The organism is Kitasatospora sp. NPDC051853 (assembly GCF_044452665.1).
GTDB lineage: Bacteria > Actinomycetota > Actinomycetes > Streptomycetales > Streptomycetaceae > Kitasatospora.
This window is the reverse complement of sequence record NZ_JBITBY010000002.1, coordinates 81495-96590: the sequence shown is the minus strand read 5'-3', so window position 1 is coordinate 96590 and position 15096 is coordinate 81495. Positions and strand designations below refer to the sequence as shown.

Below are 15096 nucleotides of genomic sequence, written 5' to 3'. Positions count from 1 at the left end.
AGACGACGACGGGAGAGCCGATGCTGTCTGCATCCATGCACTCCGCCAACGAGCCCGGTCAGGCCGCAGCACGGCCGTACGCGCTCGTTCCGGATGCGCGACCCACTGCTCAGGGCCTGTACGACCCGCGTAACGAGCACGACGCCTGCGGCGTCGGTTTCGTCGCCACGCTGACCGGCATCGCCGACCACACGATCGTCGACCAGGCGCTCACTGTCCTGCGCAACCTGGAGCACCGCGGTGCCACCGGCGCCGAGCCGGACTCCGGTGACGGCGCGGGCATCCTGACCCAGGTGCCGGACGCGTTCCTGCGCTCCAAGGTCTCCTTCGAGCTCCCCGAGGCCGGCTCCTACGCCGTCGGCATCGCCTTCCTGCCGGACGAGGACGCCGCCGACGCGGCCGCCGTCGCGCAGATCGAGGCCGTCGCCGCCGAGGAGGGCCTGACCGTCCTCGGCTGGCGCGAGGTGCCGGTCACCCCCGACCTGCTCGGCGCCACCGCCCGCTCCGTGATGCCGCGCTTCCGCCAGCTCTTCGTCGCCGGCGAGGGCAAGAGCGGGATCGCGCTGGACCGGGTCGCCTTCGTCGTCCGCAAGCGCGCCGAGCGCGAGGCCGGGGTGTACTTCCCCTCGCTCTCCGCCCGGACCATCGTCTACAAGGGCATGCTGACCACCGGTCAGCTGGAGCCGTTCTTCCCCGACCTGTCGGACCGGCTGTTCGCCTCCGCCATCGGTCTGGTGCACTCGCGGTTCTCCACCAACACCTTCCCGAGCTGGCCGCTGGCCCACCCGTACCGCTTCGTCGCCCACAACGGTGAGATCAACACCGTCAAGGGCAACCGGAACTGGATGACGGCCCGTGAGTCCCAGCTGGCCACCGACCTGATCCCGGGCGACCTCAACCGGATCTTCCCGATCTGCACCCCGGACCACTCCGACTCGGCCTCCTTCGACGAGGTCCTGGAGCTGCTCCACCTCGGCGGCCGTTCGCTGCCGCACTCGGTGCTGATGATGATCCCGGAGGCGTGGGAGAACCACGCCACCATGGAGCCGGCCCGCCGCGCCTTCTACCAGTACCACTCCAACCTGATGGAGCCCTGGGACGGCCCGGCCTGCGTGACCTTCACCGACGGCACCCAGATCGGCGCGGTGCTGGACCGCAACGGCCTGCGCCCGGCCCGGTACTGGGTCACCGAGGACGGCCTCGTCGTCCTCTCCTCCGAGGTCGGCGTGCTCGACATCGAGCAGGAGAAGGTGACCCGCAAGGGCCGCCTGCAGCCCGGCAAGATGTTCCTCATCGACACCGCCGAGGGCCGGATCGTCGAGGACGAGGAGATCAAGTCCGCGCTGGCCGACGAGCACCCGTACCAGGAGTGGGTGGCCGCCGGGCAGATCGAGCTCAAGGCACTGCCCGAGCGCGAGCACATCCACCACACCCACGCCTCGGTGACGCGCCGTCAGCAGACCTTCGGCTACACCGAGGAGGAGCTGCGGGTCATCCTGGCCCCGATGGCCAAGACCGCCGGCGAGGCGCTCGGCTCGATGGGCACCGACAGCCCGATCGCGGCGCTCTCCGAGAAGCCCCGGCTGCTCTTCGACTACTTCATCCAGCTGTTCGCGCAGGTCACCAACCCGCCGCTGGACGCCATCCGCGAGGAGCTCGTCACCTCGCTGCTGTCCAACCTCGGGCCGGAGGGCAACCTGCTCTCCACCACCTCCGCGCACTGCCGCTCGATCGGCATCACCTTCCCGGTGATCGACAACGACGAGCTGGCCAAGCTGACCCACGTCAACCAGGACGGCGACCAGCCGGGCCTCAAGGCCGTCACGCTGTCGGGCCTCTACAAGGTCTCCGGCGGCGGCGAGGCGCTGGCCGCCCGGCTCGCGGCCATCGCGGCCGAGGCCGACGCGGCGATCGCCGACGGCGCCCGGATCATCCTGCTGTCGGACCGTCACTCCGACGCCGAGCACGCGCCGATCCCCTCGCTGCTGCTCACCTCCGCGGTGCACCACCACCTGATCCGCACCAAGCAGCGCACCCAGGTGTCGCTGCTGGTCGAGGCCGGTGACGTCCGCGAGGTGCACCACGTCGCGCTGCTGATCGGCTACGGCGCCGGCGCGGTCAACCCGTACCTGGCCATGGAGTCGGTCGAGGACCTGGTCGAGCAGGGCGTCTTCATCCAGGGCATCGAGTCCGAGAAGGCGATCAAGAACCTGATCAAGGCGCTCGGCAAGGGCGTCCTCAAGGTGATGTCCAAGATGGGCATCTCCACCGTCGCCTCCTACCGCGGCGCCCAGGTCTTCGAGGTCATCGGCCTCGACCAGGCCACCGTGGACGCCTACTTCGCCGGCACCACCACCAAGCTCGGCGGCATCGGCCTGGACGAGATCGCCAAGGAGGTGGCCGCCCGCCACGCCAAGGCGTACCCGGCCTCCGGCATCTCCGCCGCGCACCGCGCGCTGGAGATCGGCGGCGAGTACCAGTGGCGCCGCGAGGGCGAGCCGCACCTGTTCGACCCGGACACGGTCTTCCGGCTGCAGCACTCGACCCGCTCGCGCCGCTACGACATCTTCAAGCAGTACACCGAGCGGGTGAACGCCCAGTCCGAGCGGCTGATGACGCTCCGTGGCCTGTTCAAGTTCGACGGCCTGGGCCGCACGCCGATCTCCATCGACGAGGTCGAGCCGGTCTCCGAGATCGTCAAGCGCTTCTCCACCGGCGCCATGTCGTACGGCTCCATCTCGATGGAGGCGCACGAGACCCTGGCCATCGCGATGAACCGCCTCGGCGGCAAGTCCAACACCGGTGAGGGCGGCGAGGACCCGGAGCGCCTGTACGACCCGGAGCGCCGCTCGGCGATCAAGCAGGTCGCCTCCGGCCGGTTCGGCGTCACCTCCGAGTACCTGGTGAACGCGGACGACATCCAGATCAAGATGGCCCAGGGCGCCAAGCCCGGCGAGGGCGGCCAGCTGCCCGGCCACAAGGTCTACCCGTGGGTCGCGAAGACCCGGCACTCCACCCCGGGTGTCGGTCTGATCTCCCCGCCGCCGCACCACGACATCTACTCGATCGAGGACCTGGCGCAGCTGATCCACGACCTCAAGAACGCCAACCCGGCGGCCCGCATCCACGTGAAGCTGGTCTCCGAGGTCGGCGTCGGCACGGTCGCGGCGGGCGTCTCCAAGGCGCACGCGGACGTGGTGCTGGTCTCCGGCCACGACGGCGGCACCGGTGCCTCCCCGCTGACCTCGCTCAAGCACGCGGGCGGCCCCTGGGAGCTCGGCCTGGCCGAGACCCAGCAGACCCTGCTGCTGAACGGTCTGCGCGACCGGATCGTGGTCCAGACGGACGGTCAGCTGAAGACCGGCCGCGACGTGGTCATCGCCGCGCTGCTGGGCGCCGAGGAGTTCGGCTTCGCCACCGCCCCGCTGGTGGTCTCCGGCTGCATCATGATGCGCGTGTGCCACCTGGACACCTGCCCGGTCGGCGTCGCCACCCAGAACCCGGTGCTGCGCGAGCGCTTCTCCGGCAAGCCCGAGTTCGTGGTGAACTTCTTCGAGTTCATCGCGGAGGAGGTCCGGGAGATCCTGGCCGAGCTGGGCTTCCGCTCGATCGAGGAGGCGGTCGGCCACGCCGAGCACATCGACGCCGCCGACGCGATCACCCACTGGAAGGCGGCCGGTCTCGACCTGGCCCCGCTGTTCCACGTGCCCGAGCTGCCCGAGGGCGCGGCCCTGCACTGCACCACCACGCAGGACCACGCGCTGGACAAGGCGCTGGACAACCAGCTGATCGAGCTGGCCGAGGACGCGCTGGAGCGCGGCGACTCGGTCCGCATCCAGCTCCCGATCCGCAACGTCAACCGGACGGTCGGCACCATGCTCGGCCACCAGGTGACGAAGCGTTACCGGGGCGAGGGCCTGCCCGAGGGCACCATCGACGTGACCTTCACCGGCTCGGCCGGCCAGTCCTTCGGCGCCTTCGTGCCGAAGGGCGTGACGCTCCGTCTGGAGGGCGACGCCAACGACTACGTGGGCAAGGGCCTGTCCGGCGGCGTGGTCATCGTCCGCCCGGCGCGGGACGCGGCCGCCATCGGCGCCGACGCCCAGAACCACGTGATCGCGGGCAACACCATCGGCTACGGCGCCACCTCGGGCCGGATCCACCTGCGCGGCAAGGCCGGCGAGCGCTTCGCCGTCCGCAACTCCGGTGCCACCCTGGTGGTCGAGGGCGTGGGCGACCACGGCCTGGAGTACATGACCGGTGGGCGGGTCGTCATCCTGGGCGAGACCGGCCGCAACCTGGCGGCGGGCATGTCCGGCGGCATCGCCTACGTGCTGGACCTGCGCCCGGCCAACGTGAACGACGGCATGGTGGGCATCGAGGCCCCCTCCGCCGCCGACCGCGAGTGGCTGCGCGAGACCGTCCAGCAGCACTACGAGGAGACCGGCTCCACCGTCGCCGCCGAACTCCTGGCTGACTGGGGCAGCGGGGTCTCCCGCTTCTCCAAGATCATGCCGACCGACTACAAGGCAGTGCTCGCCGCCAAGGACGCCGCTGAGCGCGATGGCCTCTCCGAGGCCGACACCACCGCGAAGATGATGGAGGCGGCACATGGCTGACCCCAAGGGCTTCCTGACCACGCCCAAGCAGCTGGCCGAGCGCCGTCCCGTGGACGTCCGTCTGCGGGACTGGAACGAGGTCTACGTCGAGCGCAGCCTCCTCCCGATCATCACCAAGCAGGCCGGCCGCTGCATGGACTGCGGCATCCCGTTCTGCCACAACGGCTGCCCGCTCGGGAACCTCATCCCCGAGTGGAACGACCTGGCCTTCCGGGACGACTGGAAGGGCGCCATCGAGCGCCTGCACGCGACCAACAACTTCCCGGAGTTCACCGGGCGGCTGTGCCCCGCGCCGTGCGAGTCGGCCTGCGTCCTGGGCATCAACCAGGACGCGGTGACCATCAAGAACGTCGAGGTCACCATCATCGACAAGGCCTGGGACAACGGCGGGGTCACCCCGCAGGTCCCGGAACGGCTGTCCGGCAAGACCGTCGCCGTGGTCGGCTCCGGCCCGGCCGGTCTGGCCGTGGCCCAGCAGCTCACCCGGGCCGGCCACACCGTGGTGGTGTACGAGCGCGCGGACCGGATCGGCGGTCTGCTGCGGTACGGCATCCCCGAGTTCAAGATGGAGAAGCGCCACATCAACCGCCGCATCGAGCAGATGCGCGCGGAGGGCACCCGCTTCCGCACCGGCGTCAGCGTCGGCGAGGACATCACCGGCCAGCAGCTGCGCGAGCGCTTCGACGCCGTGGTGGTCGCCGCCGGTGCCACCACCGCCCGTGATCTCCCGGTCCCCGGCCGGGAGTTGAAGGGCATCCACCAGGCGATGGAGTACCTGCCGCTGGCCAACAAGGTGCAGGAGGGCGACTTCGTCGAGCCCCCCATCTCGGCCAAGGGCAAGCACGTCATCGTGATCGGCGGCGGCGACACCGGCGCCGACTGCCTGGGCACGGCGCTGCGCCAGGGGGCGGCCTCGGTCACCCAGCTGGAGATCATGCCGCGCCCCAGCGACGACCGGCCGGCCGGCCAGCCCTGGCCGACCATGCCGATGACCTACAAGGTCACCTCCGCGCACGAGGAGGGCGGTGAGCGCGTCTACGCGGTCAACACCACCCACTTCACCGGCGACGAGGACGGGAACGTGGCCGAACTCCACCTGGTGGAGGTCGAGTTCAAGGACGGCCGGTTCGAGCCGGTGCCGGGCACCGAGCGGTCGATCCCGGCCCAGCTGGTCACCCTGGCGATGGGCTTCACGGGTACGGACGTGAAGAACGGCCTGGTCGAGCAGCTCGGGGTCGAGCTGGACGCCCGGGGCAACGTGAACCGGGACGCCAAGTTCGCCACCAACGTGGACGGCGTGTACGTCTGCGGCGACGCCGGCCGCGGCCAGTCGCTGATCGTCTGGGCCATCGCGGAGGGCCGTTCGGCCGCCGCCGCGGTGGACAAGTACCTGGGCGGCAAGACCCCGCTGCCCGCCCCGATCCGCCCGACCGACCGCCCGCTGGTGGTCTGACCACTTCCGGTGGTCACCTTCAAATCCCTCACCAGAAACCGCCGGACGCCTTCCGTTCGGCTGCATTAACCGCCTGCCCGTCAGAGCCGCCGGGCTCATGCGGTCTCGACGGCGCCTGCTCTCTCCCCGACCAAGTTGGGAGCAGGCGCCGTTCTTTGCGTTTCCGCCAGGTTAATGACAGGTAGAAGCTGGACGTTCGCTGGATGTGCACACGGACCTGACGACGACCGCCGTACCCTTCCCGGGTTCGCTCCCGATGTGACGTACGGACAATTGCTGGTTCGTCAGATTCCGGCTGGTCAAGTTAGTTGACGGTTGAATGTCAGGTTGCTTTCGGATCTGATGGGCTGCAGTGGTGAGCGAGCCGGGTTCGAACTCAACGGCCCACGCTGCCACTTCCTTTCGGTGCCCCACGCCCGAGTCCTGTCACCGCATCCGGACCTGCCCCGCCGAATCGGGCGGTCCAGCGTATCCGAAACACGTCAAAGCGGCATCGGTCCATTTCCGGCCGTTGCCGAAAGGAAGGACCAACTGTGGCTCAAGTGACGGCAGTTGAGGCTCAAGACTGGCTGATCGAGAAGATCGCCCACCGGCTCGGCTCCACGCCGGACCAGGTCTCGCCGGAGCAGTACTTCGACGAGCTGGACCTGGACTCCACCGAGGCGCTGATCCTGGCCGGGGAGATGGAGAGCTGGCTGGGCTTCGAGCTCGGCACCACCACGCTCTGGTACCACCCGACCATCAAGGACCTGGCGGCCCACATCGCGGAGGAGTGCAGCCGGCGTGCAGCCGCGTAGAAGCGGGCCCGCCCTGGTCCTGCCGCTGCGCCCGGCCGGACCGGGCGGCCGCACCGTCCACCTGGTGCACCCCGGGGCGCTGGCCGCCCAGGTGCACCGGACCCTGGCCGAGGCCCTGCCGGACGGGACCGGGCTGACCGTTCTGGACCTCTCCGCCCTGCCCGAGTACGGCGAGGCCGCCCTCACCGGCGGCCGGGCCGAGACCACCGTCGGGGCCCTCGCCGAGCGGTTGGCCGCCGAGCTGGGAGATCGTCAAGTCACCTTGCTGGGATGGTCGTTCGGCGGTGTGGTGGCCCAGGCGATGGTGGAGCTGCTACCCGCCGAGCGGCGGCCGGAGCAGCTGGTGCTGCTGGACAGCATCGCCCCCACCGAGGAGTACCAGCAGCCGGACGAGGCGCTCGAACCGCTGCTCCTGCTGGGCTGGTTCGCCATGTACCTGGGGGCCAAGCGCGGCCGCCCGGTGCCGCTCGACCCCGGGGCGCTGGCCGGCCTCGGGACGGACCAGGGCCTGCCCCTCGTCCTGGACGCCGCCACCGGCAGCGGTGCCCTGCTGCCGGACACCCCGCTGCCCGGCCTGCGCAAGCTCTACGACACCTACGTGGACGGCCTGTTGCGCAACAACCGGCTCACCGCCCCGCACCGGCCCGAGCCGTCGAGCGTCCCGCTGGTCCTGGTCAAGGCCGAGCAGAGCCTGATCCCGGAGGACCCCACGCTCGGCTGGCAGCCGCTCGCCCCGCGCGGGCTCGGCCTGGCGGTGGTCCCCGGAGACCACTACACGATGCTCACCCGACCGGACGCCGCCCGGGCCGTCGCCCGCCTGCTCAGCCTCTGAGCGCCGCGCTGCCCCGGCACCACACCCGCCCAGCGCCCCGCGCCGCGTACCCGACCGCGCAACCGCCCCACCCCCGCCCCTCGCCGGGCCCGGGGGCCGGGCGGCAGACCCGGCCATCCGACCAAGAGAGCCCCGCCGTGAACCCTTCGCAGCCAGCGCACTCCCCGAAGCACACTCCCCTCGAAGCCGGCAGACCGAGCGACCGCGAGCTCGACCGCCGGCTCGCCAACGACCCGATCGCCATCGTCGGCATGTCCGCCCTGTACCCCAAGTCCCGTGACCTGCGGGAGTTCTGGTCCAACGTGGTGGCGGCGGCCGACTGCATCGAGGAGGTTCCGGCCGACCACTGGGACCTGGACGAGCACTACGACCCGGACCCGAACGCGCCGGACAAGACCTACTCCCGGCACGGCGGCTTCATCCCCACCGTGGAGTTCAACCCGCTGGAGTTCGGCCTGCCGCCGAACACCCTGGAGGTCACCGACGTCCTCCAGCTGCTCAGCCTGATGGTCGCCCGCGACCTGCTCAAGCACGCCGGTGCCGACCAGGACTGGTACGACCCGGCCCGCACCGGCGTGGTGCTCGGGGTCACCGGTGCCAATCAGCTCACCCAGCCGCTCTCGGCCCGCCTGCAGACCCCGGTCATCAAGGAGGTGGCCCGCAGCGTCGGGCTCTCCGAGCAGGACGCCGAGGAGATCGCGGAGAAGTTCAAGCTGGCCTTCGCGCCCTGGGAGGAGAACTCCTTCCCCGGCATGCTGGGCAACGTGGTGGCCGGCCGGGTGGCCAACCGCCTCGACCTCGGCGGCATCAACATGACCATCGACGCCGCCTGCGCCTCCTCGCTCGGCGCGGTGAAGTCGGCGGTCAGCGAGCTGATCGAGGGCCGCGCCGACACCATGCTGGTGGGCGGCTGCGACGCCGAGAACACCATCTTCATGTACCTCTGCTTCGCCAAGACCCCGGCCTTCTCCAAGACCGGCCGCATCCGGCCCTTCGACAAGGAGGCCGACGGCACCCTGATCGGCGAGGGCATCGGCATGCTGGCGCTGCGCCGCCTCGCCGACGCCGAGCGGGACGGCAACACCATCTACGCCGTGATCAAGGGCATCGGCGCCTCCAGCGACGGCCGCTTCAAGTCCATCTACGCGCCGCGCAAGGAAGGCCAGATGACGGCCCTGCGGCGGGCCTACCAGGACGCCGACTGCACCCCCGAGAGCATCGAGCTGTTCGAGGCGCACGGCACCGGCACCGCGGTCGGCGACGCCACCGAGCTCTCCGCCCTCGCGGCGGTGGTCGCCGAGTCCACCGAGGCCCGGCAGTTCGCCGCCGTCGGCAGCGTCAAGTCCCAGATCGGGCACACCAAGGCGGCCGCCGGCGCGGCCGGTCTGATCAAGCTCTCGATGGCCCTGCACCACAAGCTGCTGCCGCCCACCATCAACGTGGACGAGCCCAACCCGGCCATCGACTTCGAGAGCAGCCCGTTCTACGTCAACACCGAGACCCGCCCCTGGATCCGCGACCCGGAGCGCGAGCGCCGCCGGGCGGCGATCTCCTCCTTCGGCTTCGGCGGCACCAACTTCCACGTGGTGCTGGAGGAGTACGGCGACGGCGAGGACCTCAAGGTGCTCTTCCCGGTCGCCCGGGTGCACCACTGGCACGCCGCCACCGCGGGCGAGCTGGCCGGAGCGCTGAACGGCCCGGAGTCGGCCGGGGCGGCCCCCGCCGGACACGCCCGGATCGCGCTGGTCGCCCGCACCCGGGAGGAGCTGGCCGAGCTGCGCGCGCTGGCCGCCGCCGAGCTGGCCGCCAAGCCGGGCGTGACCGAGTGGGCCCACCCCAAGGGTGTCTACTTCCGGTCCACTGCAGGGGAGTTCGGCAAGGTCGGCGCGCTCTTCGCGGGCCAGGGCAGCCAGTACGTCAACCCGGGCCACCGGGCCGTGCTCGCCGTCCCGCCGCTGCGGTCGGCCTTCGACGCCGCCAACCGCCGCTTCACCGGCGCCGAGCCGCTCTCCCGGGTGGCCTTCCCGCCGCCGGCCTTCGACCCGGCCTCCCGGAGCGGCCAGGAGGAGGCGCTGCGCCGCACCGAGTACGCCCAGCCCGCGATCGGTGCGCTGGCGGCCGGCCAGTTCCGCTACCTGAGCGACCTCGGCTTCGCGGCCGAGGGCCACCTCGGCCACAGCTTCGGCGAGTTGACCGCCCTCTGGGCGGCCGGCGCGCTGGACGACGAGGCCTTCTTCGGCCTGGCCCGGGCCCGCGGCGCGGCGATGGCGCCGCCCGCCGAGGCCGGCTTCGACCCCGGCGCGATGGCCGCGCTCAGCGCGGACGACCGGCAGGTCGCCGAACTGCTGGCCGCCCGTGACGGGTTGGTGGTCTGCAACCGCAACGCGGCCGACCAGATCGTGGTCGGCGGCGGCACGGCGGAGATCGAGGCGCTGGTCGCGGCCGCGAAGGCGGCGGGCGTGCGGGCCAGCCGGCTGCCGGTCTCGGCCGCCTTCCACACCCCCTACGTGGCGCACGCGGTGGAGGCCTTCCGGGCGAGCGTGGAGCAGGTCGAGGTGCGCGAGCCGCGCGGCCCGGTGTACGCCAACACCCCCGGCGCGGTCTACGGCGCGGACGTCGCGGCCAACCGGGCCGTGCTGGCCGAGCAGTTGGTCAACCCGGTGCACTTCGCCGACCGGGTCGAGGAGATGTACGCGGCCGGCTTCCGCACCTTCGTGGAGTTCGGCCCGAAGGGCGTGCTGACCCAGCTGGTCCGCCGCATCCTCGGCGAACGCCCGCACCAGGCCGTCCAGTTGGACCCGGGCCCGGGCGGTGACGCCGACGTCGCGCTGAAGCGCGCGGTGGCGCAGCTGCTGGTGCTCGGCATGCCGCTCACCGCGGCCGACCCGTACGTGGCGGCGGAGGCGGTGGAGGAGGACGGGAAGAAGGGCATGGCGGTGCCGCTGAACGGCATCAACCACGTCTCGGAGCAGCGCAAGGCCGCGTACAAGGAGGCGCTGGAGAACGGCTACCGGGTCTCGACGGCTCCGTCCGCCCCGGCGGCCCAGGCGGCCGTCGCGCCCGTGCCCGCGGTGACGCCCGCCCCGGCTCCGGCCGTGCTCCCGGCCTCGGCCGTGGTCCCGGCCCCGGTGGCGCCGCCCGTCGCGGTGACGCCCGCCCCGGCGCCCGTGGCCGCCCCGGTGGCCGTGCGGCCCGCTCCGGTGGTGGCGGCGGCCGTGCCGCCCACCCCGCCGGTCATACCCCCGGCAGTCCCCGCACCTGCCCAGGAGGCAGCACCCGTGGAGCACGAACGCCGGTCCGACCGGCTGTCCGAGCTGATCAGCGATCACCTCGCCCTGCACGACGACTACATGAACGGCCAGATGCAGAGCGCCGAGCGGCTCGCCGGTCTGCTGGAGAACGCGGTCGGCCAGGGCCGGCTGTCCGAGGTGCTCGGCGGCGTGACCGCCGTCAAGGAGCACGGCCTCGCCATCGGCCGCACCCACCTGCGGGCCAACGAGATCCTCCGCGACCTCGCCGCCCTGGAGCTCGGCGGAACCCCGGCGCCCACCCCTGTGGTTCCGGCCGCCTTCGCCGCGCCCGTGGCCCCGCCGGTGGCAGTCTCCGCCCCGGCCCCGGTCGCGCAGGTCGCACCGGCTCCGGCCCCGGTCCGGGAGATCGCCCCCGCGCCGGCCGCGCCGGTGGCCGCGCTGCCGCCCGCGCCGGTCGCCACCCCGGCGCCCGCGCCGGTGGCCACTCCCGCGCCCGTCGCGGCGGCCCCCGCACCCGTGGTGGCGCCGCCGGCGCCCGCGCCGGTCGCGGCCCCGACCGCTGACGTCGCGTCGGCCCTGCTGGCGGTGGTGTCGGCGAAGACCGGCTACCCGATCGACATGCTCGACCTGGGCATGGACGTGGAGGCCGATCTCGGGATCGACTCGATCAAGCGGGTCGAGATCCTGGGTGTGCTGTCGGAGCAGTTCCCGAGCGGTACGCACATGGGTCCGGAGCAGCTCGGTGAGCTGCGCACGCTGGGCCAGATCGTCGAGTTCATGAGCGCCGCCGCTCCGGCAGCTGCGGCGCCCGCGCCGGTGGCGGCCCCGTCCGCTGACGTCGCGTCGGCCCTGCTCGCCGTCGTCTCGGCGAAGACGGGTTACCCGGTGGAGATGCTCGACCTGGGCATGGATGTCGAGGCGGACCTGGGGATCGACTCGATCAAGCGGGTCGAGATCCTGGGTGTGCTGTCGGAGCAGTTCCCGAGCGATACCCACATGGGCCCCGAGCAGCTGGGTGAGCTCCGGACCCTGGGCCAGATCGTGGAGTTCATGAGCGCTGCCGCTCCGGTGGCTGCTGCTCCTGCTGCTGCTCCGGCCGCTCCGAGTGCTGACGTGGCGTCGGCCCTGCTGGCGGTGGTGTCGGCGAAGACGGGTTACCCGGTGGAGATGCTCGACCTGGGCATGGACGTGGAGGCGGACCTGGGGATCGACTCGATCAAGCGGGTCGAGATCCTGGGTGTGCTGTCGGAGCAGTTCCCGAGCGGTACGCACATGGGTCCGGAGCAGCTCGGTGAGCTGCGCACGCTGGGCCAGATCGTCGAGTTCATGTCCGGCGCCGTTGCTCCGGCTTCGGTCCCGGCCCCGGCTCCGGTCGCCCCTGCCGCGCCGGCTGCTCCCGCCGCAGACGTGGCGGGTGCGCTGCTCGCCGTCGTCTCGGCGAAGACGGGTTACCCGGTGGAGATGCTCGACCTCGGGATGGATGTCGAGGCGGACCTGGGGATCGACTCGATCAAGCGGGTCGAGATCCTGGGCGTGCTGTCCGAGCAGTTCCCGAGCGGTACGCACATGGGTCCGGAGCAGCTCGGTGAGCTGCGCACGCTGGGCCAGATCGTCGAGTTCATGTCCGGCACCGTCGCGCCGCAGCCCGTGGCCGCTCCGGTGGAGGCGCCCGCGCCGGTCGCCACCGTGCTGCCCGGTCGGCTCGGCCGGACCCACGCCACGCTGACCGAACTGCCGCTGCCCGACCGCCTGGTGGGTGCCTACCCGGCCGGTTCCGGTGCGCTGCTGGTGGACGACGGCGGGGAGCTGACCCCGGTGCTGGCCGAGCGGCTGGCCGCCGAGGGCTGGCAGGTGCAGGTGCTCCGGCTGCCCGGTGTCGGCCGGGAGGTCGCGGGTGTCCGCAACCTGGTGCTGAACAGCTGGGGCGTCAACGAACTGGCGGACCGGATCGACGAGTTGACCCAGGTCCGACTGGCCGTCAACCTGGCCGTGCGCCGGGACGGCGACTGGGCCGACGGCGTGCGCCGGCTGTCCCACGCGCTGCTCACCGCCAAGCACCTGGTCGAGCCGCTGACCCGGGCCGCCGACGGCGGCCGGGCCTGCTTCGCCACCGTGACCCGGCTCGACGGTGGCTTCGGCCTCGCGGGCGTGGACGAGGCGCTGGCCCCGTCCGGTGGTTACGGCGGCCTGGTGAAGACCCTCGCGGTGGAGGCCCCGGAGCTGTTCTGCCGGGCCGTCGACCTGGCCCCGGCCCTGTCGGACGCCGCCGCCGTCGAGCTGCTGCTGGACGAGCTGCTGGACGCCGCCGCCGAGCCGGTGCAGGTCGGCCACGACGGCACCCGCCGGGTGACCCTCGGGCTGCTGACCACCGATCAGCTGCCCGCCACCACCGAGCCGGTGGCCGCGCCGACCTCCGAGGACCTGATCGTGGTCACCGGCGGAGCCCGCGGCATCACCGCGCGCTGCGTGGTGGACCTGGCCGCCGCCCACAAGCCGGGCTTCCTGCTGCTGGGCCGCACCGCGCTGGCCGGCGAGCCGGCCTGGGCCCAGGGCATCACCGGGGACGCCGAGTTGAAGGCCGCAGCCGTCGCACAGCTGCGGACGGCGGGGGAGAAGCCGACCCCGAAGCGGGTCGAGCAGCTGTACCAGGCCGTGGTGGGCGAGCGGGAGATCCGTCGCACGCTGGCCGAGGTGCAGGCGGCCGGGGGTACGGCGGAGTACCTGGCGGTGGACATCACCGACGCCGCCGCCACCGCCAAGGCGCTGGCCCCGTACGCCGCGAAGGTGACCGGTCTGGTGCACGGCGCTGGTGTGCTGGCGGACCAGCTGATCGGGGCCAAGAAGGCCAGCGAGATCGAGCGGGTCTTCGCGCCCAAGCTGGCCGGGCTGCGCTCGGTGCTGGACGCGCTGCCCGCCGACGGGCTCAAGCACGTGGTGCTGTTCACCTCGGTGGCCGGGTTCTTCGGCAACCGCGGCCAGTCCGACTACGCGATGGCCAACGAGGCGCTCAACGCCTGGGCGGCCGGCTGGAAGCGCAAGCACCCGCAGGCCCGGGTGACCGCCCTCAACTGGGGCGCCTGGGACAGCGGGATGGTCTCGCCGCAGATCAAGGCGGTGTTCCGGGAGCGCGGCATCACGCTGATCCCGGAGGAGGTCGGCACGGCCCTGTTCACCGGTCAGTTCGCGCCGGAGCGCGGGCAGGACGTGGTGACGGTGCTGGGCCCGACGACGCCGCTCTCGGTCCGCGAGCAGTCGGTGCCGGAGGCGACGGTGCTGGAGCGCCGGTTGGACGTGCTGGCCGGTGACCCGATCGTGGCCGACCACGTGATCGGCGGGGTGCCGGTGCTGCCGGCCGCCGTCGCGCTCGGCTGGGCGGTCGGTGCGGTGGAGCGGCTCAGCGGGGGGACGGTCCGTCAGGTCCGGGACTTCGCGGTGCACAAGGGCGTCACCTTCGACGGCGGTGAGCACGGCAGCTTCCAGCTGGCGGCCTCCCCGGCCGGCGACGGTGCCACCACCGAGGTGGTGATCCGTTCGGTCGGCGAGGACGGTGCGGTCCGTCCGCACTACGCGGCCGGGGTGGTGCTCGGCGCCGACCCGGCGGGCGAGGTGAACCGGCCGAGCATGGCCGGGCTGCCCGCCCTGGGGCAGGGCCGCGACGCGGCCGGCTTCTACGCCGACGGCACGCTCTTCCACGGCGAGGCCCTGCGCGGTCTGCGCCGGGTGCTGGCCGAGGACGAGTCCCGGCTGGTGCTGGAGGCGGCGCTGACCGAACTCCGGCCCGGGAACGGCGCGTTCGGTGCCTCGCTGTACGGCCCCGGCACCGCCGACCTGCTGCTGCAGGCCGCCCTGGTGTGGATGCGGCTGTACCGCTCGACCGCGAGCCTGCCGCTCTCGGTGGCCCGTGCCGAGCTGTTCCAGGCCCTGCCGGACGGTGAGCCCTTCCTGATCGTGGTCGAGCCGGTCTCCGCCAACGGGGTCAGTGCGTCCCTGACGGTCACCGCCTGCGCCCCCGGCGGCCGGGTGCTGGCCCGCTTCGGCGGGATCAGCCTGGTCTCCACCCCGCAGCTGGCCGCCAAGTTCGCCGCCAACTGACGTACCTGGCAACCGGGTCCGGCCGGCCGTCCGACAACGGGCGGCCGGCCGG

The 15096-nt window shown here is 72.4% G+C and carries 5 protein-coding genes; all 5 read left to right on the top strand.

The features are described from left to right. Nucleotides 1-35: 35 nt before the first annotated feature. The 5 genes from gltB to ACIA8O_RS05200 all read left to right on the top strand — a co-directional run bounded on the left by gltB (nt 36) and on the right by ACIA8O_RS05200 (nt 15044). A complete protein-coding gene (gene gltB, locus ACIA8O_RS05220; RefSeq protein WP_396292928.1) occupies nt 36-4619 on the top strand; it encodes a glutamate synthase large subunit in 4584 nt (1527 codons plus the stop codon). Further along, nucleotides 4612-6072: a glutamate synthase subunit beta gene (locus tag ACIA8O_RS05215; RefSeq protein WP_396292183.1), complete on the top strand. Its 1461-nt coding sequence runs from the start codon at nt 4612-4614 to the stop codon at nt 6070-6072. Before gltB ends, ACIA8O_RS05215 begins: the two co-directional genes overlap by 8 nt. Before the next feature lie 542 nt (nt 6073-6614). Continuing rightward, a complete protein-coding gene (locus ACIA8O_RS05210; RefSeq protein WP_345284319.1) occupies nt 6615-6869 on the top strand; it encodes an acyl carrier protein in 255 nt (84 codons plus the stop codon). Beyond that, nucleotides 6856-7701, top strand: a complete 846-nt coding sequence (locus ACIA8O_RS05205) for an alpha/beta fold hydrolase (protein ID WP_396292182.1) — start codon at nt 6856-6858, stop codon at nt 7699-7701. Before ACIA8O_RS05210 ends, ACIA8O_RS05205 begins: the two co-directional genes overlap by 14 nt. Nucleotides 7702-7838: 137 nt before the next feature. Beyond that, entirely contained in the window at nt 7839-15044 is a 7206-nt protein-coding gene (locus tag ACIA8O_RS05200) for an SDR family NAD(P)-dependent oxidoreductase (protein WP_396292181.1), read from the top strand. Nucleotides 15045-15096 lie beyond the last annotated feature (52 nt).

Excerpts from the sequence above, each read along its gene's own strand:
- gltB (WP_396292928.1), top strand. The coding sequence starts at position 36 with ATGCACTCCGCCAACGAGCCCGGTCAGGCCGCAGCACGGCCGTACGCG.
- ACIA8O_RS05215 (WP_396292183.1), top strand. The coding sequence starts at position 4,612 with ATGGCTGACCCCAAGGGCTTCCTGACCACGCCCAAGCAGCTGGCCGAG.